The sequence below is a fragment of the Cryobacterium luteum genome (genome assembly GCF_900110125.1).
Lineage (GTDB): Bacteria > Actinomycetota > Actinomycetes > Actinomycetales > Microbacteriaceae > Cryobacterium > Cryobacterium luteum.
The window spans coordinates 122,507-148,735 of record NZ_FOCN01000004.1 but is presented as its reverse complement, the minus strand read 5'-3'; the positions used below and the strand labels follow the sequence as shown (position 1 = coordinate 148,735).

Annotated in this window: 18 protein-coding genes, 2 tRNA genes and 1 pseudogene; 13 read left to right on the top strand and 8 right to left on the bottom strand. The window is 65.2% G+C overall.

Translation table 11 applies throughout. The annotated features are described in order from the left end of the window. Positions 1 to 4: 4 nt before the first annotated feature. The 7 genes from BMW72_RS06360 (at position 5) to BMW72_RS06330 (ending at position 7,430) form a co-directional block, all read left to right on the top strand. Positions 5 to 766, top strand: a complete 762-nt coding sequence (locus BMW72_RS06360; protein WP_092108414.1) for a polyprenol monophosphomannose synthase — start codon at positions 5 to 7, stop codon at positions 764 to 766. Between the two features lie 91 nt (positions 767 to 857). After that, positions 858 to 1,577: an NUDIX hydrolase gene (locus tag BMW72_RS06355; protein ID WP_241983897.1), complete on the top strand. Its 720-nt coding sequence runs from the start codon at positions 858 to 860 to the stop codon at positions 1,575 to 1,577. 41 nt (positions 1,578 to 1,618) lie between these two features. Beyond that, positions 1,619 to 2,929 (top strand): quinolinate synthase NadA, encoded by a 1,311-nt coding sequence (nadA, locus tag BMW72_RS06350; RefSeq protein WP_092108412.1) that lies wholly within the window; start codon positions 1,619 to 1,621, stop codon positions 2,927 to 2,929. Position 2,930: 1 nt separating this feature from the next. Then, on the top strand, positions 2,931 to 4,556 hold the full coding sequence (gene nadB, locus BMW72_RS06345; RefSeq protein WP_092108409.1) for an L-aspartate oxidase: 1,626 nt from the start codon (positions 2,931 to 2,933) through the stop codon (positions 4,554 to 4,556). Continuing rightward, entirely contained in the window at positions 4,550 to 5,428 is an 879-nt protein-coding gene (nadC, locus tag BMW72_RS06340) for a carboxylating nicotinate-nucleotide diphosphorylase (protein ID WP_092108407.1), read from the top strand. Before nadB ends, nadC begins: the two co-directional genes overlap by 7 nt. 4 nt (positions 5,429 to 5,432) lie before the next feature. Continuing rightward, entirely contained in the window at positions 5,433 to 6,575 is a 1,143-nt protein-coding gene (locus BMW72_RS06335; RefSeq protein WP_092108405.1) for a cysteine desulfurase family protein, read from the top strand. A gap of 90 nt (positions 6,576 to 6,665) precedes the next feature. Beyond that, entirely contained in the window at positions 6,666 to 7,430 is a 765-nt protein-coding gene (locus tag BMW72_RS06330; RefSeq protein WP_092108403.1) for a GntR family transcriptional regulator, read from the top strand. A gap of 21 nt (positions 7,431 to 7,451) precedes the next feature. Here the strand turns inward: BMW72_RS06330 and BMW72_RS06325 are convergent, their stop codons facing one another. Further along, the gene (locus BMW72_RS06325; RefSeq protein WP_166787721.1) at positions 7,452 to 8,177 is read right to left on the bottom strand and encodes a maleylpyruvate isomerase family mycothiol-dependent enzyme; all 726 of its coding nucleotides are present in this window, start codon (positions 8,175 to 8,177) and stop codon (positions 7,452 to 7,454) included. Between the two features lie 181 nt (positions 8,178 to 8,358). Between BMW72_RS06325 and BMW72_RS06320 the strand changes: the two genes are divergently transcribed. Next, positions 8,359 to 11,301, top strand: coding sequence for a hybrid sensor histidine kinase/response regulator (locus tag BMW72_RS06320; protein WP_134450364.1), 2,943 nt, complete (start codon positions 8,359 to 8,361; stop codon positions 11,299 to 11,301). Positions 11,302 to 11,306: 5 nt separating this feature from the next. After that, positions 11,307 to 11,684, top strand: coding sequence for a response regulator (locus BMW72_RS06315; protein WP_092108397.1), 378 nt, complete (start codon positions 11,307 to 11,309; stop codon positions 11,682 to 11,684). Between the two features lie 160 nt (positions 11,685 to 11,844). Here BMW72_RS06315 and BMW72_RS06310 read toward each other — a convergent pair. Continuing rightward, positions 11,845 to 11,918, bottom strand: a tRNA-Met gene (locus BMW72_RS06310). Positions 11,919 to 12,176: 258 nt separating this feature from the next. Next, positions 12,177 to 13,025 (bottom strand): alpha/beta fold hydrolase, encoded by an 849-nt coding sequence (locus tag BMW72_RS06305; protein ID WP_092108395.1) that lies wholly within the window; start codon positions 13,023 to 13,025, stop codon positions 12,177 to 12,179. Positions 13,026 to 13,251: 226 nt separating this feature from the next. Here BMW72_RS06305 and BMW72_RS06300 point away from each other — a divergent pair, with 226 nt between their 5' ends. Continuing rightward, a complete protein-coding gene (locus tag BMW72_RS06300) occupies positions 13,252 to 14,346 on the top strand; it encodes an SDR family oxidoreductase (protein WP_092108393.1) in 1,095 nt (364 codons plus the stop codon). 128 nt (positions 14,347 to 14,474) lie between these two features. Here BMW72_RS06300 and BMW72_RS06295 read toward each other — a convergent pair. From BMW72_RS06295 to BMW72_RS06285, 3 genes are all read right to left on the bottom strand, one after another. Next, positions 14,475 to 14,548, bottom strand: a tRNA-Met gene (locus BMW72_RS06295). A 169-nt stretch (positions 14,549 to 14,717) separates the two neighbouring features. Further along, the gene (locus BMW72_RS06290) at positions 14,718 to 17,642 is read right to left on the bottom strand and encodes a UPF0182 family membrane protein (protein WP_174843169.1); all 2,925 of its coding nucleotides are present in this window, start codon (positions 17,640 to 17,642) and stop codon (positions 14,718 to 14,720) included. Between the two features lie 124 nt (positions 17,643 to 17,766). Next, on the bottom strand, positions 17,767 to 18,873 hold the full coding sequence (locus tag BMW72_RS06285) for a YlbL family protein (protein ID WP_092108391.1): 1,107 nt from the start codon (positions 18,871 to 18,873) through the stop codon (positions 17,767 to 17,769). Positions 18,874 to 19,089: 216 nt separating this feature from the next. Between BMW72_RS06285 and BMW72_RS06280 the strand changes: the two genes are divergently transcribed. Continuing rightward, complete coding sequence (locus BMW72_RS06280; RefSeq protein ID WP_092108651.1) at positions 19,090 to 20,391, top strand: zinc-dependent metalloprotease; 1,302 nt, start codon at positions 19,090 to 19,092, stop codon at positions 20,389 to 20,391. 151 nt (positions 20,392 to 20,542) lie between these two features. Further along, positions 20,543 to 21,553, top strand: coding sequence for an alcohol dehydrogenase AdhP (gene adhP, locus BMW72_RS06275; RefSeq protein ID WP_092108649.1), 1,011 nt, complete (start codon positions 20,543 to 20,545; stop codon positions 21,551 to 21,553). An 873-nt stretch (positions 21,554 to 22,426) separates the two neighbouring features. Here the strand turns inward: adhP and BMW72_RS06265 are convergent. Beyond that, positions 22,427 to 24,154 carry an ATP-dependent helicase gene (locus BMW72_RS06265; RefSeq protein WP_241983896.1) on the bottom strand — a complete coding sequence of 576 codons (1,728 nt, stop codon included), beginning with the start codon at positions 24,152 to 24,154 and terminating at the stop codon, positions 22,427 to 22,429. Beyond that, the gene (gene nudC / locus BMW72_RS06260) at positions 24,151 to 25,134 is read right to left on the bottom strand and encodes an NAD(+) diphosphatase (RefSeq protein WP_092108387.1); all 984 of its coding nucleotides are present in this window, start codon (positions 25,132 to 25,134) and stop codon (positions 24,151 to 24,153) included. Before nudC ends, BMW72_RS06265 begins: the two co-directional genes overlap by 4 nt. Between nudC and BMW72_RS19670 the strand changes: the two are divergent. Further along, positions 25,075 to 25,971, top strand: a pseudogene (locus tag BMW72_RS19670) (phosphotransferase); the annotation flags it as partial. The gene nudC and the pseudogene BMW72_RS19670 overlap by 60 nt on opposite strands. Positions 25,972 to 26,229: the final 258 nt, after the last annotated feature.

Here is a 26,229-nt window from a genome sequence, read left to right as displayed (position 1 = left end):
CCCCATGCCCATTCCTGTGCCGACCACCCTGGTACTGGTCCCGACCTACAACGAGGCCGAGAACATCGCCTCGATCGTGGAACGGCTGCGCTCGAGTGTGCCCCTGGTGCACATTCTGGTCGTCGATGACGCCTCCCCCGACGGAACCGGCGCACTCGCCGACAGCATCGCAGCCCAGGATTCGAGCGTTCACGTTCTGCACCGCACCGAGAAAACCGGCCTCGGCGCGGCGTACCTCGACGGATTCGGCTGGGGCCTCGACCGCGGCTACACGCAACTCGTGCAGCTCGACGCCGACGGCTCCCATCTGCCGGAGCAACTCGCGAGCTTGCTGGCGGCTGCGACCACGGCCGACGTGGTGATGGGGTCACGATGGGTGCCCGGTGGCGCCATCGAGAATTGGCCCTGGCATCGCCGGGCCCTCTCCCGCGGCGGATCGCTGTACTCCCGCCTACTGCTGCGACTTCCGCAGCGGGACGCCACCGGCGGCTACCGGGTCTACTCTGCCCACGCGCTCGAACGTATGGACCTCAACAGCGTGGACAGCCTCGGCTACTGCTTTCAGATTGAGATGTTGCTGCACGCGGTGCGTGCCGACCTGCGCGTCGTCGAGGTGCCGATCACTTTCGTCGAGCGAGTGCGCGGGTCGTCCAAGATGCGTCCCCGCATCGCGGTCGAAGCGATGGCCCGGGTGACGCTGTGGGGCGTCACCGGCATGGGCATCAGCCGGGCCGGTGCCCGTGCTGCCGCCGCGCGCGAGGCATAATTCGTTTTCGTCATACCCGGTGTTTGAGTCAGTTTGACTATATGATGGGACCAGCAGTTAAAGTCACCTCGACCTTTACGACTGGATTTCCGTGCTGGACCATCACCTGACCGAGCAGAGCCCGCTCTCACGCGGCAGCGCTCAGGCGACCCTGGCCGTATCCACGGTGATCTTCGCCCTGCGACCCGACGAGAAATCGGGGCACAAGACTCTCTGGCTGCCGCTGGTGCGCCGCACCCGCGACCCTTTTCTCGGCCTTTGGGCGTTGCCCGGTGGCTGGTTGCCGGCCGACGAGGAACTCGCCTCGGCCGCCGCGCGCACCCTGCGCGAAACGACCGACCTCTCCCCGCGCTACCTCGAGCAGCTCTACACCTTCGGTGATATCGACCGCTCCCCCGGACTGCGGGTGGTTTCCGTGGTGTACTGGGCGCTGGTGCGGTCGGAGGTTGCGGAGCGGGCATCCGTTGGGGAGAACGTGCGCTGGTTCGCGGCCGACGCGCTGCCGCCGCTCGCCTTCGACCACAACCGCGTCGTGGAATACGCCCTGTGGCGGCTGCGTACCAAGGTGGAGTATTCGCGCATCGCGCACGCCTTTCTCGGTGACACGTTCACCCTCGCGCAACTGCGCGAGGTGCACGAGGCCGTGCTGCAGAAGGCGCTCGACCCGGCCAATTTTCGCCGTTCGATCGAGGCGTCGGGCAGCGTGATCAGCACCGATCAGCACGTGGCCGGGGCCCGGCATCGGCCAGCGCGGCTGTATCGGTATGACGATCGGGCCAGCGAGCACGATCCGCCCGGGCCGACGCTCTAACCCGCTTTCTCTCTTCTCACCATCTCTCAAGGAGCACGGCCATGACGATTCCCTCGGTCGAGACCACCATTCGTCTCATCGATACCGGCCAGGCCGCCGGCAGCACCTGCAGCCCCGACCTGGCCGCCCCGCCGTGGGAGTTCGACGCGGCCGCGCCCGGCTACGGCCCGGGTTCGTCGATGGGCGATGTGATTCCGGCCGGGTCCCCCCGGCAGGGCGCGCTGCCGGAGCGCTACCGCACCGCGTCACCCGAGGAACTCAGCGCCCGTATCGTTGAAGCCAAGAACGTGCTCGGCGACTCGGTGGTCGTTCTCGGCCACTTCTACCAGCGCGACGAAGTGCTGCGCCACGCCGATTTCGTCGGCGACTCCTTTCAACTTGCCCAGGCCACCCAGAGCCGCCCCGACGCGGCCGCGATCGTGTTCTGCGGCGTGCACTTCATGGCCGAAACCGCCGACCTGCTCTCCGGGCCCGAGCAGGCCGTCATCCTGCCGAACCTCGCCGCCGGCTGCTCGATGGCCGACATGGCCGACATCGACTCCGTCACCGAGTGCTGGGAGCAGCTCGAAGCGCTCTACGGCAGCGAAGCAGATGCCTCCGGCCGGGTTCCGGTGATTCCGGTCACCTACATGAATTCCTCCGCAGCCCTCAAGGGTTTCTGCGGCGAGCACGGCGGCATCGTCTGCACCTCGTCGAACGCGCAGACCGTGCTCGAGTGGGCCTTCGAACGCGGCCAGCGGGTGCTGTTCTTTCCCGACCAGCACCTCGGCCGCAATACCGCCAAGGCCATGGGCGTTCCGCTGACGCAGATGCCGATGTGGAACCCGACCAAGCCGCTCGGCGGCAACACCGCCGCCGAGCTCGACGCCGCCCGAGTCGTGCTGTGGCACGGTTTCTGCAGCGTGCACCGCCGTTTCACCGTGCCGCAGATCGACGCCGCGCGCGCCGAACACCCGGGCGTGCGGGTCTTGGTGCACCCGGAATGCCCGATGGCTGTGGTCGACGCCGCCGACGCGGCCGGCTCCACCGACTACATCGCCAAGGCCATCGCCGCCGCCCCGGCCGGAACGACCTTCGCCATCGGCACCGAGATCAACCTGGTCAACCGCCTCGCCGCCAGGCACCCCGAGCACAAGATCTTCTGCCTCGACCCGGTGATCTGCCCCTGCTCAACCATGTACCGCATCCACGCCGGCTACCTGGCCTGGGTGCTCGAAGCCCTCGTCGGCGGCGGCGAAGCGCCCTCCCGGGTGCTCAATCAGATCACCGTGTCGGCCGACATCGCCGGACATGCGCGGGTAGCCCTCGAACGGATGCTGGCGGCCCGGCCGCCGATCCTGGTCGGCGCCTGAGATGACGGCGCCTGACAGGACCGCGCCTGACACCCTCTCGATCCTCGTCATCGGCAGCGGCCTGGGAGGTTTGCTCGCCGCGGTGCGTGCAGCGGATGCCGGCCACCACGTCGTGCTCGTCACGAAGTCGGTGCTGCCCGAGAGCAACACCCGTTATGCACAGGGCGGCATCGCCGCAGCCCTGTTCCGGGACGACTCCGTCGACGCACACGTGCTCGACACGCTGCGCGCCGGCGCCGGGCTGTGCGACCCCGCCGCCGTTCGGGTGCTCTGTGCCGAGGGACCGGCGCGAGTGCGCGATCTCATCCGCTTCGGCGTGGATTTCGACCGCGACGAATCCGGTGTCGCCCGCGGGCTGGAAGCTGCCCATTCCCGCTCGCGGGTGGTGCACGCCGGCGGCGACGCCACCGGAGCTGCGGTCGAAGCGGCGCTCGTGGCGACCGTACGACGCCGAGCCGCCATCGACGTGCGGGAGCACACCATGCTCGTCGATCTGCTGGTCGACGACGGCGTAGTGCGCGGCGGCCGCGTTCTGTGCCCGCACGGTGTGCAGCACAACATCGACGCCGACGCCGTCATCCTCGCCACCGGCGGAGCCGGCGCCCTCTTTTCGCACACCACCAACCCCTCGGTCGCGACCGGAGACGGGGTAGCGGCGGCATGGCGGGCGGGGGCATCCGTCGCCGATCTGGAGTTCTACCAATTTCACCCGACCGCCCTCGCAGCACCCGGCACCCCCCTCGTGTCGGAGGCGGTGCGTGGCGAAGGCGCCGTACTGCTGGGCTCCCGCGGCGAGCGCTTCATGCTCGCCGAGCATCCCGACGCCGAACTCGCGCCGCGCGACGTCGTCGCCCGCGCCATCGCCCGCCAGATGGAACGGCAGGGCGGCGCCCCGGTATTGCTGGACGCAACCGCGCTCGGCCGCGAACTGCTCGAAACCCGGTTCCCCACCATTACCGCCGCCTGCCGGGCGGCCGGACTCGACTGGGCCGTCGCTGCCATTCCGGTGGCACCGGCCGCGCACTATTGGATGGGCGGCGTCAAAACGGATGCCTGGGCCCGCACCTCCCTGCCCGGGCTCTTCGCCGTCGGTGAGGTCGCCCGCACCGGAGCCCACGGCGCCAACCGGCTCGCCTCCAACTCCCTGCTCGAGGCGGCCGTGTTCGCCGACCGCGCGGTGCGTGCGCTCGGCGAGCCGGGGCGGGCGAGCACATCCCGGCCGGCAGATCTCCCCCACTCGCTCTCGACCAGCACGATCCCGGGCCTGCTCCCCGAGACCGCCCCAGGTTCATCGCCAGCCGATCTCGCAACGCTGGTCGATCGCCGAAAACTGCAGCGATTCCTCTGGGATTTCGCCGGCGTGCACCGCTCGGGCGCGGGTCTCACGAGTACCGCGGCCAGCCTCGCCGAGTGCACGGCGCCGCCCGCCAGCAGCACCTCGGTCGCCGCCCTCGAAGACCGCAACCTGCTCGACCTCGGCCGGCTGCTCGTGGCCGCAGCACTGGCGCGCGAAGAGTCCCGAGGCGCGCACTTCCGCTCGGACTTTCCCGATACCCGGCCCGACCTGGCCCGCTCAGTCTCGCAAACCCTCGAACTCGTTCCGGCCCGGGAGGCCATCGCATGCTGACCAACCACGCCATCACCGTCGTCGTGCAGGCTGCTCTCGATGAGGACGCCCCCTGGGGCGATCTCACCTCGGCCGTGCTCATTCCCGAAGACGCCGTCGCGACGGCCAGGCTCGAGGCGCGCGAACCCGGCGTGTTCAGCGGCGGCGCCGTGTTCGCCGCCGCGTTCGCGCTGACCGACCCCCGCATCGAGGTGCACCGGTTCGTCACCGACGGCGAACCGTTCAGCACGGGCGCCACGCTCGCCGAGGTGACCGGCCCGGCCCGCGGCATCCTGCAGGCCGAGCGCATCGGCCTCAACTTCGTACAGCGGATGAGCGGAATCGCCACCCTGACCGCCCGATATGTCGCCGAGACGGCCGGCACCCAGGCCCGCATCGTCGACACCCGCAAGACCACCCCCGGCCTGCGCGCCCTGGAACGAGCGGCCGTGCGCGACGGCGGCGGCCACAACCACCGGTTCAGCCTCTCCGACACCGTGATGGCCAAGGACAACCACCTCGCCGTGCTCGCCGCCGGTCCACTCGGCCTCACCGAGGCGCTGCGCGCCGGGCGCGCGAAGCTCTCGCACACCACCCACTTCGAGGTGGAGGTCGACCGCCTCGACCAGATCGAAGACGTGCTCGCCGCCGGTATCGACACGATCATGCTCGACAATTTCAGCCCGGAAGACCTGCTGAAAGGCGTCACACAGGTCGCCGGGCGGGCCACCGTCGAGGCGAGCGGTGGCGTCTCACTGGCGACGGTGCGCGAGATCGCGGCATCCGGTGTCGATGTCATCTCGGTGGGGGCGCTCACGCACAGCGTGCACTCCCTCGACCTGGGCCTCGATATCGCCATTCGGGTGAACACGCCGGCCGGGTTCGCTCTGTGAACCCATGATTTACCTGGACAATGCCGCGACGACCCCGGTGCGTCGGGAGGCGCTCGAAGCCATGTGGCCGCACCTGACCGGCGGTTTCGGCAACCCGTCAAGCCATCACCAGGTCGGCGAGGCGGCGGCGACCGCCCTACGGGAGGCGCGCACCAGCGTGGCCCGATCGCTCGGCTGCCGCCCCGGCGAAGTCACCTTCACCAGCGGCGGCACCGAAAGCGACAACCTCGCCATCAAGGGGATAGCCCTCGGCGCCCCGCGCGGCCGCCACCTGGTGACCTCCCCGATCGAGCACGAAGCCGTGCTGGAATCGTGTGACTACCTGCGCCGGCTGCACGGTTTCGAGGTGACCGTGCTGCCGGTGGATGCCGCCGGCCGCGTCGATCCCGCCGGCCTGGCCCGCGCGCTCCGCCCCGACACCACCCTGGTCTCGGTGCACTACGCCAACAACGAGGTCGGCACGGTGCAGCCGCTCGCCGAGCTCGCCCTGACAACCCACGCGGCCGGCGTACCGTTCCACACCGACGCGGTGCAGGCTGGCGGCTGGCTCGACCTGAACGTCACACGGCTCGGCGTCGACGCGCTGAGCCTCTCCGGGCACAAGCTCGGCGCTCCCCCCGGCATCGGAGCGGTCTTTCTGCGCGGGCGCCTGGTGATCGAACCACTGCTCCACGGCGGCGGCCAGGAACGCGGCAAACGCAGCGGCACCGAAAACGTTGCCGGTGCGGTCGCCCTGGCCGTGGCGCTGCGCCTCGCCGTCGAGGAGCGTGCCGCGTCGGTGAGCCGCACGAGCACCCTCCGCGACGAATTCATCGAGACCGTGCTGCGCGAAACGCCGTCGGCCCAGCTCACCGGCCACCCGACCGAGCGTCTGCCGGGCACCGCGTCCTTCGTCTTTCCGGGCACCAGCGGCGAGGCGGTGCTGCTCGAGCTCGAACAGCGCGGCATCGTCTGTTCGAGTGGGTCCGCCTGCGCGGCCGGCAGCAGCGAGCCCTCGCACGTGCTCACCGCGATGGGCCTGTCGGCCGACGTGGCCCAGACGGCCGTGCGGTTCACGCTGGGCGCCGGTACGACGGCGGCGGAAACGGCCGAGGCCGCGGCATCCGTTCGTGTCGCCGTTGCTGCGGTGGCCAGCCTCGGTACTTGAATTACTATCAACAAAAGCATGACCTGATATTGTCATGACAACTGGCCAAAGCCCTGGGCTGGTCAGTTCACTCGACAGTGAAGGGGTGCCATGAGCGTGCAGGACAAAAAGACCTTACCCATGGAGATGTTCATGGACCTGGAACGATCCGGCCCTATTCCGCTGTATTTTCAGGTGTCCCAACGCATCGAAAAGGCCATCCTCAGCGGCGAGCTTCCCGCCGGGTCGCGGCTGGAGAACGAGGTCGCCCTCGGCCAGCGGCTGGGCCTGAGTCGCCCGACCGTGCGTCGTGCCATCCAGGAAATCGTCGATAAGGGTTTGCTCGTGCGCCGTCGCGGCATCGGCACGCAGGTTGTGCACGGCCAGGTGACCCGCAAGGTCGAACTGACGAGCCTCTACGACGACCTGACGAACACGCACAAGGTGCCCTCCACCCACCTGCTGACCCTCGAATCGCAGGCAGCGGATGTGAGGACAGCGGAGCGTCTCGGCGTCGACGAGGGCAGTCCCACACTCCACCTGCGCCGGGTGCGCCTGGCCGACGACGTGCCAGTAGCCGTGATGGAAAACTGGCTGCCCAAGGAATTCATCGGCATCGAAGCCGCTGACCTCGTCGCGCACGGCCTGTACCAGGTGCTGCGTTCGCGCGGCGTGACGATGCGCGTGGCACGCCAGCACATCGGTGCCCGCACGTCGACCAACGACGAGGCCGGCCTGCTCGAGATTGAGAAGAATTCCGCCCTGCTCACGATGGACCGCACCGCCTTCGACAACTCCGGGCGCGCGATCGAGTTCGGCCGGCACTGCTACCGTCCCGACCTCTATTCCTTCGAAGTTACCCTGGTCGAGAAGTAACAATCGTGGCCGCGTGTGCTTTCAGAGCCAGTTGGGAGCCGTCGGAACGGGTGATTCGCTCGACGAAATTCCCAGCGTTGTGCGGCCCGTGGCCCACCCGGTGACGTCGGCCAGGCTGCCGGAGATTGAGTTCTGAGCGTTCTGGTCGCCGATGCTCTCCACGGTCGGCCCCGTTAAATCGAGACGGATGCGGTCCGCAGGCCACGACGCGACCACGTCGACCAGCGTGCGCCGCAGCATCCGCTCGGGGAGGGCGTCGAACCCCGCACCGGCGTTCAGGTCGACGCCGTGTACCCAAAGCTCCCGGGTGCGCATCCAGAGGGTAGCGGATGCCGGCACCACGCGACCCTGCCCGCCGCGCACCTCACAGGACCACCGCGACTCCGGGAGGGCCAGCCAGGCCTCATCGAGAGCGGTAGCGGTGTCGCGGAACAGTGCGCATAGGGTGCTTGGGGCGAGGAGTGCGGTCTCATCGATATCGCGATCGCGCACCTCACGGGATTCATACATCGGCGTCTCGACCCCGGTCGCCGCCCAGCTCACCAGACGGCCGACGGCCAGCGCGTTCTGGGCCAGGTGCGCTACGACGTGACGCCGGGTCCAGCCTGGGAGGAGAGAATCCGCGTCGAGTTGGGCGTCGGAAAGACTGCACAGAAGGTCGGCCACGAACGTGGTTGCCGCTCGCGCACTGGCCAGCTCGGTATTGGCCGGCTCGGTGTTATTGATTGCTTTGGCGTCATTGCTCATGTCTGCAACGCTACGGCACCACATCACTTCGGAGCGTCTTGTGAAGTTGCCCCCCAAATGGGGTGCACTGGAGGTCATTGTGAGGTAAATTACTCGAGAACTTCTTGCCGCGGGCAAAGGGTCGCCTCGGCACGGTGGCCCTGAAGCTCCCAATCGATTGTTTACGGAAGAGGTGCTGGGCATGACAGAGTCCGGAGTTACAAACCAGTCGACTGACGAGGGAATGGACCCCGAAGAGCCGACCCTCACCAATGACGAGTATTCCACCGCTCAAAAGGACGTGGCCGATAAGAATTTGCTGGAACAAACCGTTAGTTTGCAAAATGCGATCTTCAATAGCGCAAATTTTGTCAGTGTCGCTACCGACGCGAAGGGTGTCATTCAGATTTTCAATGTGGGCGCTCAACGCATGCTCGGCTACACCGCTGACGAGGTAGTCAACAAGGTGGTTCCGGGAATCATGCACGACCCTGCAGAGATCGCTGCCCGGGCAGCGAAATTGAGCGCGGATTTCGGTAAGACAATTCAGCCGGGATTTGAAACCATGGTCTACAAAGCGAGCCGGGGAATTGAAGACGTTTATGAACTCACGGCAATTCGCAAAGACGGTAGCCGCTTTCCGACAACCGTTTCGGTTTCGGCGTTGCGGGACAGTGACGCCGAAATTATCGGCTATTTGCTCATCAGCACCGATAATACGGCGCGCTATCAGGCAGCCCTCGCGCAGTCCGCTCTCGATCAAAAGCTTCGGGATCAGCAGTTCTATACCCGATCTTTGATCGAGTCCAACATCGATGCGCTGATGATGACGGATACGAACGGCATCATCTCGGATGTAAACCAGCAGACGATTGAATTGACGGGGCGCACCAGAGATGAATTGATTGGTGCTCCGTGTCGCAACTTCTTCGTCGACCCCGTCCGAGCAGATACGGCCATCAAACGAGCGCTCAACGAGGGCAGGGTCAGTGACTATGAACTTACAGTTCGGGCGCTCAATGGCGATGATACGGACGTCTCGTATAACGCGGCAACATTTTACGATCGAGATCGGGTTGTGCAGGGCGTGTTCGCCTCGGCCCGTGATGTGACTGAACGTAAGCGTTTCGAACGCGCGTTGCAGAAGACGAATATCGAGTTGGAACGCGCCAACCGAATGAAAACGGAGTTCCTGGCTACGATGTCCCACGAATTGCGGACCCCGCTGAACGCGATCATCGGTTTTTCCGAGGCCCTCAAGGAAGGCTTCGCCGGGGATTTGACTGAATCGCAGCGTGAGTACACCGGAGATATCCATTCCAGTGGCCTTCACCTCCTCTCCCTGATCAATGACATCCTCGATCTGTCCAAAGTTGAGGCGGGAATGGTGGATATCGAGCTGGAACCTGTGGACGTCCGGTTTTTATTGGAGGAAAGCCTCACGATCGTTCGTGATACGGCGGCTCTGCACAGCCTCCAGCTCACCTTCAAGGCTGCGGACTGTGTCGGAACACCGCTGCTTGACCGGCGCAAGGTCAAACAAATTGTGTACAACCTGCTCGCAAATGCGGTCAAGTTCACTCCCGACCATGGGGATGTAACACTGTCAGCGAAGCGAGTGGCACGAAACGCAGTAGGGACGATCGACGGATCGCGGCCCGTTCATGATTTCCCCCTGCCAAAGAGTGATGTCGACACATTTTTGGAAATACGAGTTGATGACACCGGAATAGGTATTTCTCCCGAGAATTTGTCCAAGCTTTTTCTCGCCTTTAGTCAAATCGACAGCTCTTTGGCACGACGATTTGAGGGAACCGGTTTGGGCCTTGCCACTGTGAAACAGCTGGTCGAGATTCAAGGGGGGACCGTAGCCGTTGCCAGCGAGGAGGGCGTGGGTTCCAGCTTCGTCGTCTGGCTTCCGTTGGGTCCGACTGACGACCAAGCCCCGGAGTGGTCGGGCGCGGGTATAAAGATCTTGGAGTCCGACGCTGTTCTCACGGGTAGAGAAACCTCGGGCCCAGCGCCGACTCTGCCCGTCGCCCGGAACACACCTCGACTCGACAGCACCCCCGGCGGCGCACCGAGCGCGGTGGAAGATGGTCAAGCGATAGTCGCCGGCGAGGTGGTGCGTCCACATAACGCGGCGCCGAACGGTGATTACAATGACGTTCAGGTCAGGAGCGGGGCGTCCGACGAGGACCGCAATCCACCGCAGGCGCCACCTATCGATGACAGGGCCGTGGCGTCTGCAGACGCGACAAGTATCAAACCTGACAGCGACACCCGAGCCCGGTCGACGGATAGTCCGGACAGCAAACCAACACGCCCGCCGAGCAGGAGTCGGCAGCAGACGGCGGAAGACGACAATACGCCGGAGCAACACGTCGCCCTGGTCATCGACGACGATGCTGAGGGTGCCCAAATGCTGCAGGTCCTGCTCGAGGCGGAAGATTTTCGTGTCATCGTCGCGGGCACAGGCAAGGAGGGGTTGGAAATTTCACGCACTCAGCAGCTCAGCGTCATCACCCTCGACGTTCGCTTGACCGGAGCCGACGGCTGGGGATTCCTGCTTCGACTGCACGAATACTCGGAGTTCGCTGCCGTTCCGATAGTCCTCATCGCTGGTAATGGCGATGTGAGTCTCGCGTTGACTCACGGCGCGGCGGCCGTGCTGGAGAAACCCATTAGCCAGGAGGCCCTGCAGCAGGCGCTTGAAGCGCTCGGGCTCAGTCCCGACGCCCGCCGTACACGCCGGGTGCTCGTCGCCGACGACGATCCCGAAACCGTTGAGGTGATCGCCCAATATTTAACCAGACCCGAGTACGTCATTGAAAGCGCCTCCTCTAAGGAGGACTCCATTGAAATGGCCTTACGGCTGCGCCCGGATTTGATTCTCCTGAACCTCATGATGGAGGAATTCAGCGGCTATCAGGTTTTGCTGGCCCTGCAGCACGACTCAACGACCGAGCACATCCCCGTGCTCGTCGTTACGGGTAAGGCGCTAACCCATCAGGAGACGGCAGCGGTCGACAGCGACCCGTCCCAGCCGGTAAGCGTTATCGGCGCCAATAGGTTTAATCGGCACGCTTTCCTGGATGAGGTTAGGCGTGCGCTGTCCGCGGGCGCCCGACGCTCAAGGAACTGATACCGGTGGGCAAGATACTGATTATCGAAGACAATGCGATTAACATGAGGCTGGCCAAGCTGCTCGTGCGTGGCGCAGGGCATACCTCCATGGAAGCCGTCGATGCTGAGAGCGGTCTGTTGCTGGCGCGTAGCGAGCTTCCCGATGTAATCCTGATGGATGTTCAGCTTCCTGGTATGGACGGATTCGCCGCGACAGCCCTACTCAAACACGACCCGGTGACGGCCTTCATTCCCGTGATTGCCCTCACGGCGATGGCGACGGCGCGCGATGAAGCGAGAGCGAGAGACGCCGGCTGCGATGCCTACATCACGAAACCACTGAAGGTCCAGGAAGTGCACGATGCTCTCAACTGGCTTATTCCACGCACCGCCACAGACTAGAGCCAAATATCGGCCGAGAAGCGAAGCCGAAGTCACCGGACCTACTTCCGGTCGAGAGATTGGGCTTGGTCTCTTCATTCTCTGGCGATCCATCAGCCGCAGGATTCATCGTTGCGACGATTCTTCCGACGGGCGGGCCACCTGTGGCGCAACTTTTCTGTTGCGGGGGCAGGATTTGAACCTACGACCTCTGGGTTATGAGCCCAGCGAGCTACCGAACTGCTCCACCCCGCGCCGTAAACCGCGACATGGCGGTCATCCTACGAAGAAGCGTGGTCAGATTGAGGGTTTCTGATCCAGCTGTCTACGTTGGTGGTTTTAGTTTACCTCACTTTTCGTGACCGATCGGCCCCGTTGGCACGCTCTCGCCAAGTCATCCGATTGCGGCGGGAGAACGATCCGTGCAGGGGTCGCCGTTCACCACCTGACAAGCGAATGCCACGCCCCCAAGAAGGCCCGTCACCGTCCAGCGACAGGCCGTCCTTGTGGGTGCTACTTACCCAGGAACTCCAGTACATGCCGGTTCCACTCGTCTTTGTGTGAAACGGTGAGTCCGTGCGGGGCATTGTAGATCAGCACAAGTTCGCTGGAAGGTATGGCCTCGTGGGTGCGCTTGCCGCTGACCTCAAACGGAACGATCGTGTCGGAATCGCCGTGTATCACCAGGGTCGGCACGGCAATTCTCGTCAGGTCGTCGCGAAAATCTGTCGTCGCAAACGCGGTCGTGCAGTCAAGCGTGCCCTTGGGTGACGCGATTTCTGCGATGTCGAGGTTGTAGGCAATCTGCTCGGAGCTGACCTTGGGCTTGTTGACCAACGACGGCTTACCGGCGGTAAAGAACATCTGAAGAAATTCGTGCAGGAATGCCGGCCGGTCGCCGGTCAGGCCGTCGTGGAACCACTGAGCCAGTCCCGCATCGACGCCGCCGTCAGGGTTGTCCTCCGACTTCCACAGGTACGGCGTCACCGCGCTCGCGAACACAAGCTTGGCGACTCGGTCAGTGCCGTAAGTGCCGACGTAGCGGGCGAGTTCACCGCCGCCCATCGAGAATCCGATGAGGGTGGCGTCGCGCAGATCGAGGGTGTCAAGCACGGCCTTGAGGTCGGCCGCAAACGTGTCGTAGTCGTATCCGTTCCACGGCTGTGCTGATTGGCCGAAGCCGCGGCGGTCGTAGGTGATCACCCGGTAGCCGGCGTCCACGAGTGCGGGCACCTGGCCCTCCCACGATCTGCCGCTGAGGGGCCAGCCGTGAATCAGCACGACGGGCTTCCCGACGCCGACGTCCTCATAGTGCAGTTCGACGTCGGGATCGGTTGGGGTGGAAACGGTGAGGAACGGCATTTTCTCTCCTTATAGTTGGGATGATGCCTCGAACCTATTCGGGATGGTCGCATGGCGTAATCGAAGTTTGCTAGGAGAAAGCTGAGTCCTGCCCGTCCAGTTGACGACGGCGTTGGGAAATACTGCTGGTCCCTGTCAGGAGCGACACTCCCGCGCGCAGGAGCCTGCCCGGCTTCGCGACTTACCGGCACGGAATACGCTTCACCCCAGGTGGTTGCACTGAGTAATGACTATTACAACTCAGCCCCACACCCGCACCGCCCTCGTCGTCGGAGCCTCCGGCATCACCGGATCCGCCGTTGTCGACCAGCTCTCCGCCGAGGGGTGGCGCGTCTTGGCCCTGGCCCGCCGCAGCGGTCGCAAGCTGCCCGGCGTGCGCTGGATCCAGGCCGACCTGCGCTCCGCCACGGACCTCAACCGAGCGCTGGCCGACGAAATGCCCGAGCAGGTCTTCTTCACGGCGTGGTCCCGTCAGGCCACCGAGGAGCTCAATATCGAGGTCAATGCCGGCATGGTGCGCGACCTCCTCGCTGCGCTCGCCCACGCGCCGGTGCGTCACGTTGCCCTGGTAACCGGTCTCAAGCACTACCTCGGCCCGTTCGAGGCTTACGGGCAGGGCGACATGCCCGACACCCCGTTCAGCGAAGACGTACCGCGACTCGACGTGGCGAACTTCTACTACGCGCAGGAGGACGAGTTGTTCGCGGCATCCACTCGCCAGGGATTCACCTGGTCGGTGCACCGCTCGCACACCGTGATCGGCCACGCGGTCGGCAACCTCATGAACATGGGCCTGACGCTCTCCGCCCAGGCCGCCCTGTGCAAGCACCTGCATATCCCGTTCGTGTTCCCCGGCAGCGCGACCCAGTGGAACGGCGTCACCGACATGACGGATGCGACGATCCTCGCCGAGCAGATGGTCTGGGCAGCGACAACAGATGCCGGCGTCAACGAGGCTTTCAATGTGGTCAACGGTGATGTCTTTCGTTGGCGTGCGATGTGGCCGAAGATCGCCGCCTACTTCGGGGTCGAGCCGGAAGGATTTGTCGACGAGCCGCGCCCACTTGAGGTTCAGATGGCCGGCCTGGAACCGGTCTGGGCTGAACTTGCCGCCCAACACGGCCTTGTCGAATCGGATCTTGGGCGCATCGCATCGTGGTGGCACACCGACGCCGACCTGGGCCGCAACATCGAAGTCTTCACCGATATCACCAAGAGTCGTCTTGCGGGTTTCACCCCGCACCACCGCACGATCGACTCCTTCACATCGCTCTTCGACCGGTACCGCGCCGAGAAGCTCATCCCGCAAGCCGACGTCTGAGTGCCAACGCTCGCCTGCTGCGCAGGCAAGCTGGGGCAACTCCACCGGACGTACAAAAAAACCGGCGTGGCCAAGGGCCACGCCGGTTTTGCGCCGAATCAGACCTTAATCTGATCTGGACTTCTCTGTTGCGGGGGCAGGATTTGAACCTACGACCTCTGGGTTATGAGCCCAGCGAGCTACCGAACTGCTCCACCCCGCGCTACAAGTACAAATTTAGCACACCCTCAAAGCACGGCCGACCACTTTGGAGTTATATCGCAAATTGGTGCCGAGAATTGAACCTCTACAGGTATCAAACACCATGGGCATAACCCAGACAAGCCCCCACCCGAGACGGGTGGGGGCTTGTCTGGGTCGTGCGGGCGGAGTTACTCGCCGAGGAGGGCGAGCATGCTCGCGATCGTCTCTTCCAGCTTGGCGTCTGCCGTGCCGTAGTCGGCGAAGTTTCCGGCGGCCAGGGCCGCCGCCTTTTCAGCGAGCGCCGTCTTGGCGACGGCGAGCAGAGCCTTGAGCTCAGCATCCGTCGTGGCGTCTCCCGTCGAACCGGTCGGCACATCCGTGCTGCCCGTGGTGGGGTCGGTCGATGGTTCGCCGCCGTTGTTCGTCGTGGCGTCATCTGGCACGCCCGTATCACCGGCCGTCGCCCCCGAGTCGCCGCCGAATAGTACGTCGAGTGCACCGTCGAGGGTGTCCTCGAACGCGATCTGGTCGCCGAAGGCCACGAGCACCTTTTGCAGCAGCGGATAGCTGGTCTCACCAGTGGACTTCACGTAGACCGGCTGCACGTAGAGCAGGCCACCACCGACCGGGAGGGTCAGCAGGTTGCCGTTGAGCACGGTCGAGGATCCCTGCCGCAGCAGGTTGAGTTCGGTCGAGACGGTGGGGTCGGCGTTGAAGACGTTCTGCACCTGGCCGGGGCCGGGAACGGTGCCGTCCTTGGGCAGGTTGAGCAGTCTGAGCTGACCGTAGCCATCCGCTCGCACGCCGTCTTCGGCCCCGGCATCGGCGTCCACGGCGAGGTAGCCGTAGAGCACGTTACGGCTGGATTCACCGGTGGCTTCGGGCTGGAACGTCGAGTACAGCGAGAACGACGGTTTGTCGGATCCGGGAACCTGCATGGTGAGGTAGTACGGCGGCTGCAGAGTGGGGTTGGTCGGCGGGGAGTCCGGGTCATTCGGTGAGATCCAGGCGTCGTCCTTGGAGTAAAACGACCCAGGGTCGGTCACGTGATACTGACCGAGAATGGCGCGCTGCACCTTGAACATGTCGGCCGGGTAGCGCACGTGGCTCATCAGATCGCCGCTCATGTCGCTCATGGGCTTGAGCGTCGAGGGGAAGATTTTCTGCCAGGTCTGCAGCAGCGGTTCTTCGTCGTCCCAGGCATAGAGCGTAACCTCACCGCTGTAGGCGTCGACAGTGGCCTTGACCGAGTTGCGCATGTAGTTGATGCTGTCGAGAGCGTACGGCTGCGGCGGGGTCTGCGTGTCGGCGATGGCCTCACTCAGGCTCACCGGCGACGAGTACGGGTAGTTCGCCGAAGTCGTGTACCCGTCCACGATCCACTTCACTCGACCATCGACGACAGAGGGGTAGGCGTCGGAGTCGATCGTCAGGTACGGCGCAACTTTTTGCACGCGAGTGACCGGGTCACGATCGTAGAGAATCTCCGACTGGTCGTTGACCGACGAGGCCAGGAAGATCTGCTCGGACTGGAACTTCAGCGCATAGATGAGTTTTTTGAACGCGTTGTCGAGTTTCGGTCCGCCGTCGCCGGAGAAGGTCGTGTAGGTCTGGCCGGCCCCCTCTTCGCCCGACGGATAGTCGAGTTCGATCGGGTCAGCACCATCTTCGTCACCCACGATGGAGTACTCGGGCGAGGTCTCACCGAAGTAGATGCGCGGTTCGTACTTACCGAGGGCACCACTCGTGGGGATGCCCGATTCGAGGAACACCGGCTGCCCGTCGACCGAGCGCTGGTTGCCGTAGGCGGCCACCACGCCATAGCCGTGGGTGTAGACGGTCTTCGAGTTGACCCAGGTGTTACCGGTATTCAAACCATCGATGTTGAGGTCGCGCACGGCAACGACGGTATCCTGAGACACCCCATCGATCATGTATCGGTCGACGTTGAGGTTGTCGGGAAACTGGTAGTACTGACGGAACTGCTCCAGCTGGCGGAAGGAGTCGCTGACCAGGGCCGGGTCGAGAATGCGAATGTTCGCGGTCGTCGCGGCGTCCGCGCGGAGGGCACCCGGTTCTGCCGTGGTCTTCGCGTTGTAGGGGATCTCCTCGATGTCGGCGACGTCATAAGCATCCCGGGTGAGATCAATATTCCGTTCGATATATTGAGCTTCAAGCGCCTTGGCGTTCGGCTCCACCTGGAACCGCTCCACGACCCACGGGTAGAGCGAGCCGATCAGCAGGCTCGAGACGATTAGCAGGGCGGTGCCGATGACCGGCAGGCGCCAGCGGCCGATGATGGCCGTGAGGATGAAGAGCAGAGCGACGACGGCGGCGATTCCGGCAAGGATAGCCCGGCCGGGAATGGTGGCGTTCACATCGGTGTAGCCGGCGCCGGTGATGAGGGAACCCTGGTTGGTCAGGGTGGAGTACTGGTCGAACCAGATGCTCACGGCCTGCAGCAACAGGTACAGTGCCGCGGTGACGGCGATCTGCACGCGCGCAGCTTTGGAGATGAGTACCTCACGGCCGGACACCCGGATGGAACCGTACAGGTAGCTCGTCGCAACAGCGACGAGCGCCGCGATGAGTACCACAGCGGATGCGAAGGCGAGCACGGCCTGGTAGAACGGCAGGTCCATCAAGTAGAAGGAGATGTCCAGGTTGAACTGGGGGTCAACGCGCCCGGTCTCGGTGCGGTTGAGCCACATGAGCACGGTCTGCCAGCGGGTGGCGGCAGCGACACCGGCGAAGAGGCCGAGGAGAGCGGGGATACCGTACATCGCCAGGCGGCGCAGCGGCTCGATGACCTGCTGGTAGCGATCGAGCTGCGAGTTGAGCTTTGCGTAGACCGGGCGCAGGCGATAGGCCAGCTGAATGCTCACCCAGACCGGCACAGCCATGGCGACGAACCCGATCAGAAAAAGCAGGGTTCCCGCGATCCACTGGGTGGTCAGCACGCTCAGGAACCCGAGTTGGTCGAACCACAGCACATCGGTATACAGACCGGCGAAGATAAAGAACAGGATCACCAACCCCGCGATAATCGCTGCGGTGATTGCTAGCGGGGCTCGGCCGCGCCGGGGGGCGTTGTCGGCTGCTGATGAACTCACGTATTGGCCTCTTGCGCTCAGTCATTAGGTACAGGGCGATCACTAAAGAACGCTGTGATCAGGGTCAACCTCCATCTTACTTAGGCGCTCCTGAGAGAGTCATCATTGCGAGCTTTTCGCTGTGCTACCCGGCCGGGCAGCTCGGCAGGGCGCTCGTATCGGCGCCGGTTTTGATTGCGTCGAGGACGGTGAGCGCCTCGTCGAGGGTTGCGACGGAGAAGACCGTCAGGCCGTCGGGGATATTGCCGGTCACCTCATCGCAGTTGTCGGCGGGGGCGAGAAACCAGGTTGCGTCGTTCTCAACCGCACCAAAGAGCTTCTGTTGAATGCCGCCGATCGGGCCGATCGCGCCGGATTGGTCGATCGTTCCGGTGCCGGCCACGTTCTCGCCGCCTTGCAGTTCTCCCGGGGTGAGCTTGTCGATGATGCCCAGCGCGAACATCATGCCGGCGCTCGGCCCGCCGACCTTGTCGAGCTGGATCTGCACGTCGAAGGGAAAATCGTAGGCGACCGTCACATTGACCCCGGCCACGATCGTGCCATCGTTGTCGATCGGGGTGACCTCGACGGTCTGGGCGGCCCCGCCCCGCACGATGTCGAGACGCGCCGCCGTCTCGGCGCCGTTGGTCTGCAGTGCGGCACGCAGCTCGGCGACGTTGGCCACCGATGTCCCGTTCACAGCGGAGATCTGGTCCTCGGGTTCGATCACTCCCTTGGCCGGGGAGCCGTCGGGCAGGCTGACCACCGAAACCGTCGTGGGGTAGTCGTAGCCGAGGTGAGTGAGTGCGGCAGCGATGGCATCCTGTTGGGAGTTGATCATGTCGGCGCTGGCCCTGGCGTCCCGCTGTTCGGTGCTGACGTTCGCGGGGAAAACCTGGTCGATGGGCAGAACGGCCTCACTCGGGTCGAGCCAGGCTCTGGCGACGCTGAGCCAGCTTGGGCGGTTCTCCCTGTTGCCGAGCAGGGACACGGTGAGCAGGTCGAGCCTGCCGCCGGTCGGGTAGGTCGTCTCATCGGGAATGGTGATGAGCGCGGTTTCGACGTCGTCGGCGTCGGTGGCGGAGCCGAGGGTGTTGTAGACCGGGCCCGGCTGCTCGATGACGTACGGGGCCGGCATGATGCCGAGGATCACACCGGCGACCAGAGCGATCAACAGTGCCGTCCAGCCGATCGATGGGCGACCACGCCGTGCACCCTGAGATGCCGGTGAGTCATCGGTGAAGAGAGCCACCGTGCTCCTTCCGTGTTGAGGTTTCTGGCCGTGTTCGCGACGGGCGCACAGCAAGCCCTTCAGCCTAGGATATTTCCCAGCCCCGGGCGGGCTACTCGCACTAGCGTAGAAGTATGCAACTGAGAGGGGCCTGAAGTGGCCGAAGACTCCTTACCCCCGAAGGATCAGAACCCGGGCGAGCCCGGAGATAACAACCCCGGCGATGAGTTCCGGGACATGCTGCGCGACATTCTGAGCGGCAAGAGCGGCATCGACCCGAGCCAGCTTGCCGGTGCTGCCGGTCTGCCCAATGACCCGGCCAGCGTCGCCGCCCTCATGCAACAACTGCAGGGCGCCATGAACGCACAGGGCACCGGAGTGGACTGGCAGATTGCGCTCACCCAGGGTCAGCAGCGAGCGGCCAACGGGCAGCTCCCGGCGACCGATGAGCAGCAGACGCAGCTGCGTCAGGCCTTCCACATCGCAGCACTCTGGCTCGATGACGTCATCACCGTGGCCGAACTCACCGTCGAACCACGCCTGATGACCCGTCGGGAGTGGGTCACCGCCACGATGCCGCTGTGGACCCAACTCGCCGAACCCGTCGCGACGAGCATCTCCGATTCCCTCACCCGGGTGTTCGCCGAGCAGGTGCCCGAAGAGATGCAGGGCATGGTGGCCAATGCGAGCCAGCTCGTGCGCAGCATCGGCGGCACTCTGTTTGCCATGCAGCTCGGCCAGGTCGTCGGCCAGCTGGCCAGCGAGGTCGTCAGCGGCGGCGACGTCGGCATTCCGCTGCTCGGCGAGCAACAGGCCGCTCTGCTCCCTCAGAATGTCGCTGATTTCGGCGCCGGCCTCGACGTTCCCGCCGACCAGGTGCAGATCTATCTCGCCGTGCGTGAGATCGCACACGCTCGTCTGTTTCGGCATGCCCGCTGGTTGCGCCTGCACCTGACCAGCGCGGTCACCGCCTACGCGCGCGGCATCAGCATCGACTCCAGCCGGCTGGAAGAGCTGGCCGGCAGCTTCGACCCGTCCAACCCCGAAGACCTGCGGCAAGCCATGGTCGACGGTTCACTCATCCAGCAGAAATCCGAATCGCAGATTTCGGCCCTGTCCAGGCTCGAGACCATGCTCGCCCTGGTTGAGGGCTGGGTCGACGTCGTCACCGCGCGTGCCACCGTCCGACTGCCCAAAGCGGATGCCATCGCTGAGACGGTCAAGCGCCGCCGGGCCTCTGGTGGGCCGGCCGAATCGGCTTTTGCGACGCTCGTCGGACTCGAACTGCGTCCACGACGCCTGCGCGAGGCCGCAGCCATGTGGCAGGCCGTGACGGATGCCGTGGGTAACGAAGCGCGCGACGCGCTCTGGTCGCACCCCGACCTGCTGCCGACATCGGAGGACATCGACGATCCCCAGCGGTTGATCGCCCGTCTCATGAGCGTGGCTCGCGGCGAACCCGAGGTGCTCGATGACGTCGACCAGGCGCTCGAGGACCTGCTGCGCGACGACGGAGCCGAGCGTCCGCACGAGGAATAGGTTTCGTCCTACCCCGCAACGAGGGCCGCAACGTTGCGGCAACCTTTGCTGATCTACCGTCGTGCAACGGACGAAATGTCCCAAACGAAGGAGTTTGGCAATGACAATAACCGAGAGCACCACGAGCACGTCGACCCGAGTGCCGACGACCATGCACGCGGCCGTCGTGCGCGAGTTCGGCCAGCACCTCACCATTGATGAGGTTGCCGTACCAACACCCGGCCCCGGCCAGGCCCTGGTGAAACTAATCAGCAGCGGTGTCTGCCACACCGACCTGCACGCTGTGGAGGGTGACTGGCCGGTGAAGCCGAGCCCGCCGTTCATTCCCGGCCACGAAGGTGTCGGCGAAATCGTTGCCCTCGGCGCGGGCGTCGACGACCTCGCCATCGGCGACCTCGTCGGCAACGCCTGGCTGTGGAGCGCCTGCGGCAGCTGCCAGTACTGCCGCACCGGCTGGGAAACCCTGTGCGAAGCCCAACAGAACGGCGGCTACAGCGTCGACGGTTCGTTCGGGCAGTACATGCTCGTCGATTCCCGCTTCGCTGTGCGCATTCCCCACGGCGCCGACCCGGTGGAGATCGCCCCGGTGCTGTGCGCCGGCGTCACCGTGTACAAGGGCCTCAAGATGACCGAGGCGCGTCCCGGCCAGTGGGTGGTCATCTCCGGTATCGGTGGCCTCGGTCACATCGCCGTGCAATACGCCAAGGCGATGGGCCTGCGCGTTGCGGCCGTCGACATCGCCGACGACAAGCTCGCCCTCGCTCGTAAGCACGGTGCCGAAATCGTGGTCAACGCGCGCGACGAAGACCCCGTCGCGGCCATTCAGAAAGCAACCGGCGGTGTGCACGGCGTGCTCGTGACCGCGGTACACCCGGCAGCTTTCGGCCAAGCCATCGGCATGACCCGGCGTGGCGGCACCATCGTCTTCAACGGCCTGCCGCCGGGAGACTTCCCCGCTCCGATCTTCGACATCGTGCTCAAGGGCCTCACCATTCGCGGCTCCATCGTGGGCACCCGTCAGGACATGGAAGAAGCCCTGCAGTTCTACGCCCGCGGACAGATTCACCCCACGGTCTCCGAACGCCGCATCGAGGAGGTCAACGAGGTGCTCGACGAGATGAAGCGCGGCAAGATCGACGGTCGCGTGGTCATCCGCTACTAGCGACCACTCATCGAGGTGCGGGCCGCGTGAACACTGAATCCCAATATTCGATGTGAGCGCGCCCGCACCCTCTTTGTGGCACAAACTCGCCTGTGGAGAACCGATTATGCGCGCGACAAGTGCGTCATCATGTCGGCATGGCCCTTCGACTGAATCCTCGATACCCACTGGTGTGGCGCACACCGAATTGCGTACAGCTGGGCGTGGACGAGGCTGTCGTGACCATCGGCGGGTTGACCGTCGCCCACGAGGCCGTACTGTCAGCCCTCGCCGCGGGCGTGCATCGATCGGGCGCGATGCTGCTCGGAACGCTGGCCGGGGCATCCGCTGCCGAGGTTACGCACCTGCTCGAGCTGCTCGAACCGGTTTTGATCTACGTTGCCGACGACGCGGAGACGCCGGTCACCCCGCCGGCGCGCACCGTGCTCGTGGACGGCGTCGGACCCACCGCACTGCGTGTACGGAGCCTGCTCGCCAACCTCGGCATCGAGGAGCCGCCACCGGGCCAGGACCCCGAGCTGGCCGTGCTGATCGGCCAGTATGTCTTCTCCCCCGAGCGTCACGGGCGCTGGTTGCGCCGCGACATTCCGCACCTTCCGGTGGTGTTCAGCGACAGCGCCGTGCGGGTCGGACCGCTCGTCGAACCGGGCCTCGGTCCCTGCCTGACCTGCCTCGAACTCGCACACGTCGACGACGATCCGGCCTGGCCGGCGATGGCCTGCCAACTCGCGCCACGGCAAGCCCCGAGTGAAACCGCGCGGCTGAGCTTTGAAGTCGCCGCCCGGGTGGCCGGGCTCGTACAGGATCGGCTGGAAACCGGCCGATCCACTGTGTTCGCCCGGTCGCTGCGTCTGAACGCCGTGACCGCGAAGGTCACCTGGTCTGCCCACCGGCACCACGAACGGTGCGGCTGCCAAGCTCTTCCAGAAAGCGGGACCGTACCCGCGCTGCGCGAGCCTGCGGGCCCGACGACGACCAGCTCAGCGCGAGTCGTCGTCGGGCCCGAGTGATGCCGACGTAGAGCAACCGGCGTTCCTCGTCGACCTGCTCGAACGTGCTCGCGTAGCTGATCGGCACGAGACCCTCGCTGAGTCCGACCACGAACACGACGTCCCATTCGAGACCCTTGGCCGAGTGCATGGTGGCCAGGGTCACCGCAGACACCGTCGGTTCGTGCTGGCCGGCCTGCCGTTCCATCAGCTCATCGGTGAACTGCCGAAAGGTGGTACCGGGGGCGGCCTGGTCGACCAGGCCCATTAGGGCGTTGAGTGATTCCCACCGGGACTGCACCGCCCCGCGGGTCTCCGGCGCAGTCTGGCTCCAGCCGAGGGAACGCAGCACGTCGCTGACCGATTTGAACAGCGGTTCCCCGATGATGGAAACGGATGCCGCGCGCAGGCTCATCACGGCCTGCTTCACCTCGGGCAGGTCGAAGAACCGTTTGGCCCCGCGAATCTGGTAGCTCACCCCCACCTCGGTCAGCGCCGTTTCGAGCAGCGCCGCCTGCACGTTGACCCGGAACAACACGGCCACGTCTTCGGGTTTCGTGCCGGTGTCGATGAGCTGCAGAATCTGCTCGGCGACGCCACGGGCCTCGGCCATATCGGAGGCATACCCGCGCACCGTCGGATCGGCACCGGTGCGGGTTTGCGCGGCGTGCAGGGTGAGGGCGCCGGAACGGCCGCGCATGAGCTGGTTCGCCGTGGCGACGATCGGCGCGGTCGACCGGTAGTTCTGCTCGAGCCGCACGACCGTGGCGTCTTCGTAGTGCTTGGGAAAATCGAGAAGATAATCGCTGCGGGCGCCGGCGAAGGAGTAGATGGTCTGGCTGGCGTCGCCGACGACGCACAGGTCGCGGCGATCACCGAGCCAGAGCGCGAGCAGGTCGTGCTGCAGCGGCGAAACGTCCTGGTATTCGTCGACAACGAAGAACCGGTACTGCTCGCGCACCTGCAGGGCCACCGACGGTTCGGCTTCGATCATGCCGGCCATGGCGAGCAGTACGTCTTCGAAGTCGATTTGTTTGCGTTCGTCTTTGAGCTTCTCGTAGGTCTGTTGCAGAGCCACGACCTGGTCGATATCGAGCCGGCCCGGCAGGCTGCGGCGGGAGCTGCCGGCCGCGTACTGCTCGATGCTCAGGCCGCTGGTTTTGCGCCATTCCACCTCGGCGGCGAGGTCGCGCAGGGTGGCCGTATCGATTTTGAGGTGCAGGGCCTCGGCGGCATGGCCGAGAATGCGGCCCTTGCCGTCGAGAATGCGCGGCGCCTGGCCGCCGACGACGTGCGGCCAGAAGTAGTTCAGCTGCGACAGCGCGGCGGCGTGAAAGGTGCGGGCCGCCACTCCACCGGCACCGAGCTGACGCAGCCGACCGCGCAATTCGGCGGCTGAACGGCTGGTGAAGGTGAGCGCCATGACCCGGTTGGGGGCGTAGGCACCGGTCAGCACACCGAGCGCGATGCGGTGGGTGATGGCGCGGGTCTTGCCGGTGCCGGCGCCGGCGAGCATGCACACCGGGCCGATGAGCGCCTCAGCCGCTATGCGCTGTTGTTCGTCGAGGCCGTTCAGCAACGAATCGGTGGTGACCTGGACGGGCACCGTCACGGACGGATCAATTCGGGTGCGGCCGAAAGTGGAGCGCCGAGCCAGCGTTCGATCATGGCGTGCGCGATGGAGGACGGGCCGGGCAGCAGCATCCACTCGCCGGCCTCGCTCAGTTCCTGACGGCTGAACCAGCGCAGCGCCAGAATCTCCGCACCGTCCGGCAGCAGGTCATGAGCCTGCTGGTCGTCGGCGAGTCGGGCGGTGAAGCCGCACATGACCGAGGCTGGGAATGGCCACGGCTGCGATCCGACGTAGACCGGATCGGTGACTCGGAGGCCGGATTCCTCGAACATTTCGCGGATCACGGCCGCTTCCAGTGCCTCGCCGGGTTCGACGAAGCCGGCGAGCAGCGAATAGCGGTTGTTCTCCCACATGGCGTTGGAGCCGAGCAGGATACGGTCGTCGGCGTCGGTGATGAGCACGATCACGGCGGGGTCGGTGCGCGGAAAAACCTGGCTGTTATCGACGGGGCAGCGACGCACCCAGCCACCCTCTTCGACCGTGGTGGCGGCACCGCAGCGCGGGCAGTGCCCGTGCGAGGCGTGCCAGTTGAGCACCCCCAGGGCTTCGGTGAACAGACCGGCGTCCCGGTCGCCGAGCACGGTCGCGACCGTGCGCAGGCCCACCCAGCGGTCCTCGTCGGGTTCGAGCCGCACGGCGGCGTCGTCATCCAGGTTCACGGCGACGATGCGGGTGCCGAATTCTTCGGGCAGATTCGTGGGCAGCGACCGGCCGAGGTAGACGCGCAGGCCGACGTTCTGTGGGCTCATCAACAGGCCCATCGGTGGCAGCAGGGCCAGGCGCGGCCCCGTGCCGGGATCGTGCGGCGCGAGCAGCATTTTGCCGTGCCAGACCGGAAGAACGCGGGTGGAATCATCCGCCCAGAGCTGATCGAACAGCTCCGGCAGGCCGCGACTCAGATGGTCGCGGTCGACCGCCTGGCGAGACAGCGGCAACCCCGTCGTGAAAGTGAACGACATGGTTTATCTCCGAGCTCTGCGAGAACGTATACGTGTGTAGGGAGGCGTGGCGTGGCGAATAACCACCAGACCGCAAGTCGATCTAACCTAGTAGGCATGGCCAGAACTCAACTCACTCTAGCCGCGTTAGCCACCTCCGCTGTTCCGGGGCTCGACGTGGCCTACGCCCGTAAGCACAGTGCCGGCGCGCACGGATTGTTCGACTCGGCGCTCGTCATCGACAAGGCCGGGCGGGCGCTGATCATTCGCGTTCCCACGAGCCAGTCGGCCGAAACCGAGCAGTCCGCCGATCTCGTGGCGTTGCGCGCGCTCACCACCGGCAATCGCAGCCGGCTGCCGTTCGACGTGCCGGAATATGTCGGCCAAACACCGATTCAGGGCACGCGCGCGGTCGTGTACGAGCTGCTCGCCGGTGACAGTTTCGATGCGGATGCCCTCACCGGGCACGAGGGCGTCTCCGGGTCGATCGGGCGGGCCATCGCCGCGATCCACTCCCTGCCGAGCGCTTTCATCGGCACCGCCGGGCTGCCCCAGCAGAGCGCCGAACAGTGCCGCAAAGACGCGATCGATCTGATCGACCGGGCCGCCAACACCGGCTACCTGCCCGCCGCGCTGCTGCGCCGCTGGGAACAGGCCACCGACGACGAGGCACTCTGGCAATTCGCCCCGGCCGTGGTGCACGGGTCGATGTCAGCCGATTCCATTCTGATCACCGACGATGCCGTCTCGGGCATTCTCGGCTGGTCCGGCCTGGCCGTCGGTGACCCGGCCCGCGACCTGCACTGGCTGCTCGCCGCGCGCGGCGATGCCGCCGAACTCGCCCTCGACGCCTACTCGAACGCCCGCCAGGGCAGCGATACCCACATCACCCAGCGCGCCATGCTCTACGCCGAGCTGGAACTGGCTCGATGGTTGCTGCACGGCGTCAGCAGCCACGATCAGACCATCGTCGATGACGCCGTCGCCATGCTCGATGGTCTCGTCGACACGGTGCACAGCCACACCCAGCAGCCGCTCTCCCCCGAAACCGGTCCGATCATGAGCGTGGGCGACGTGGAGAACATGCTCGACCACATGCCGCGCGCCGCTCGCGAT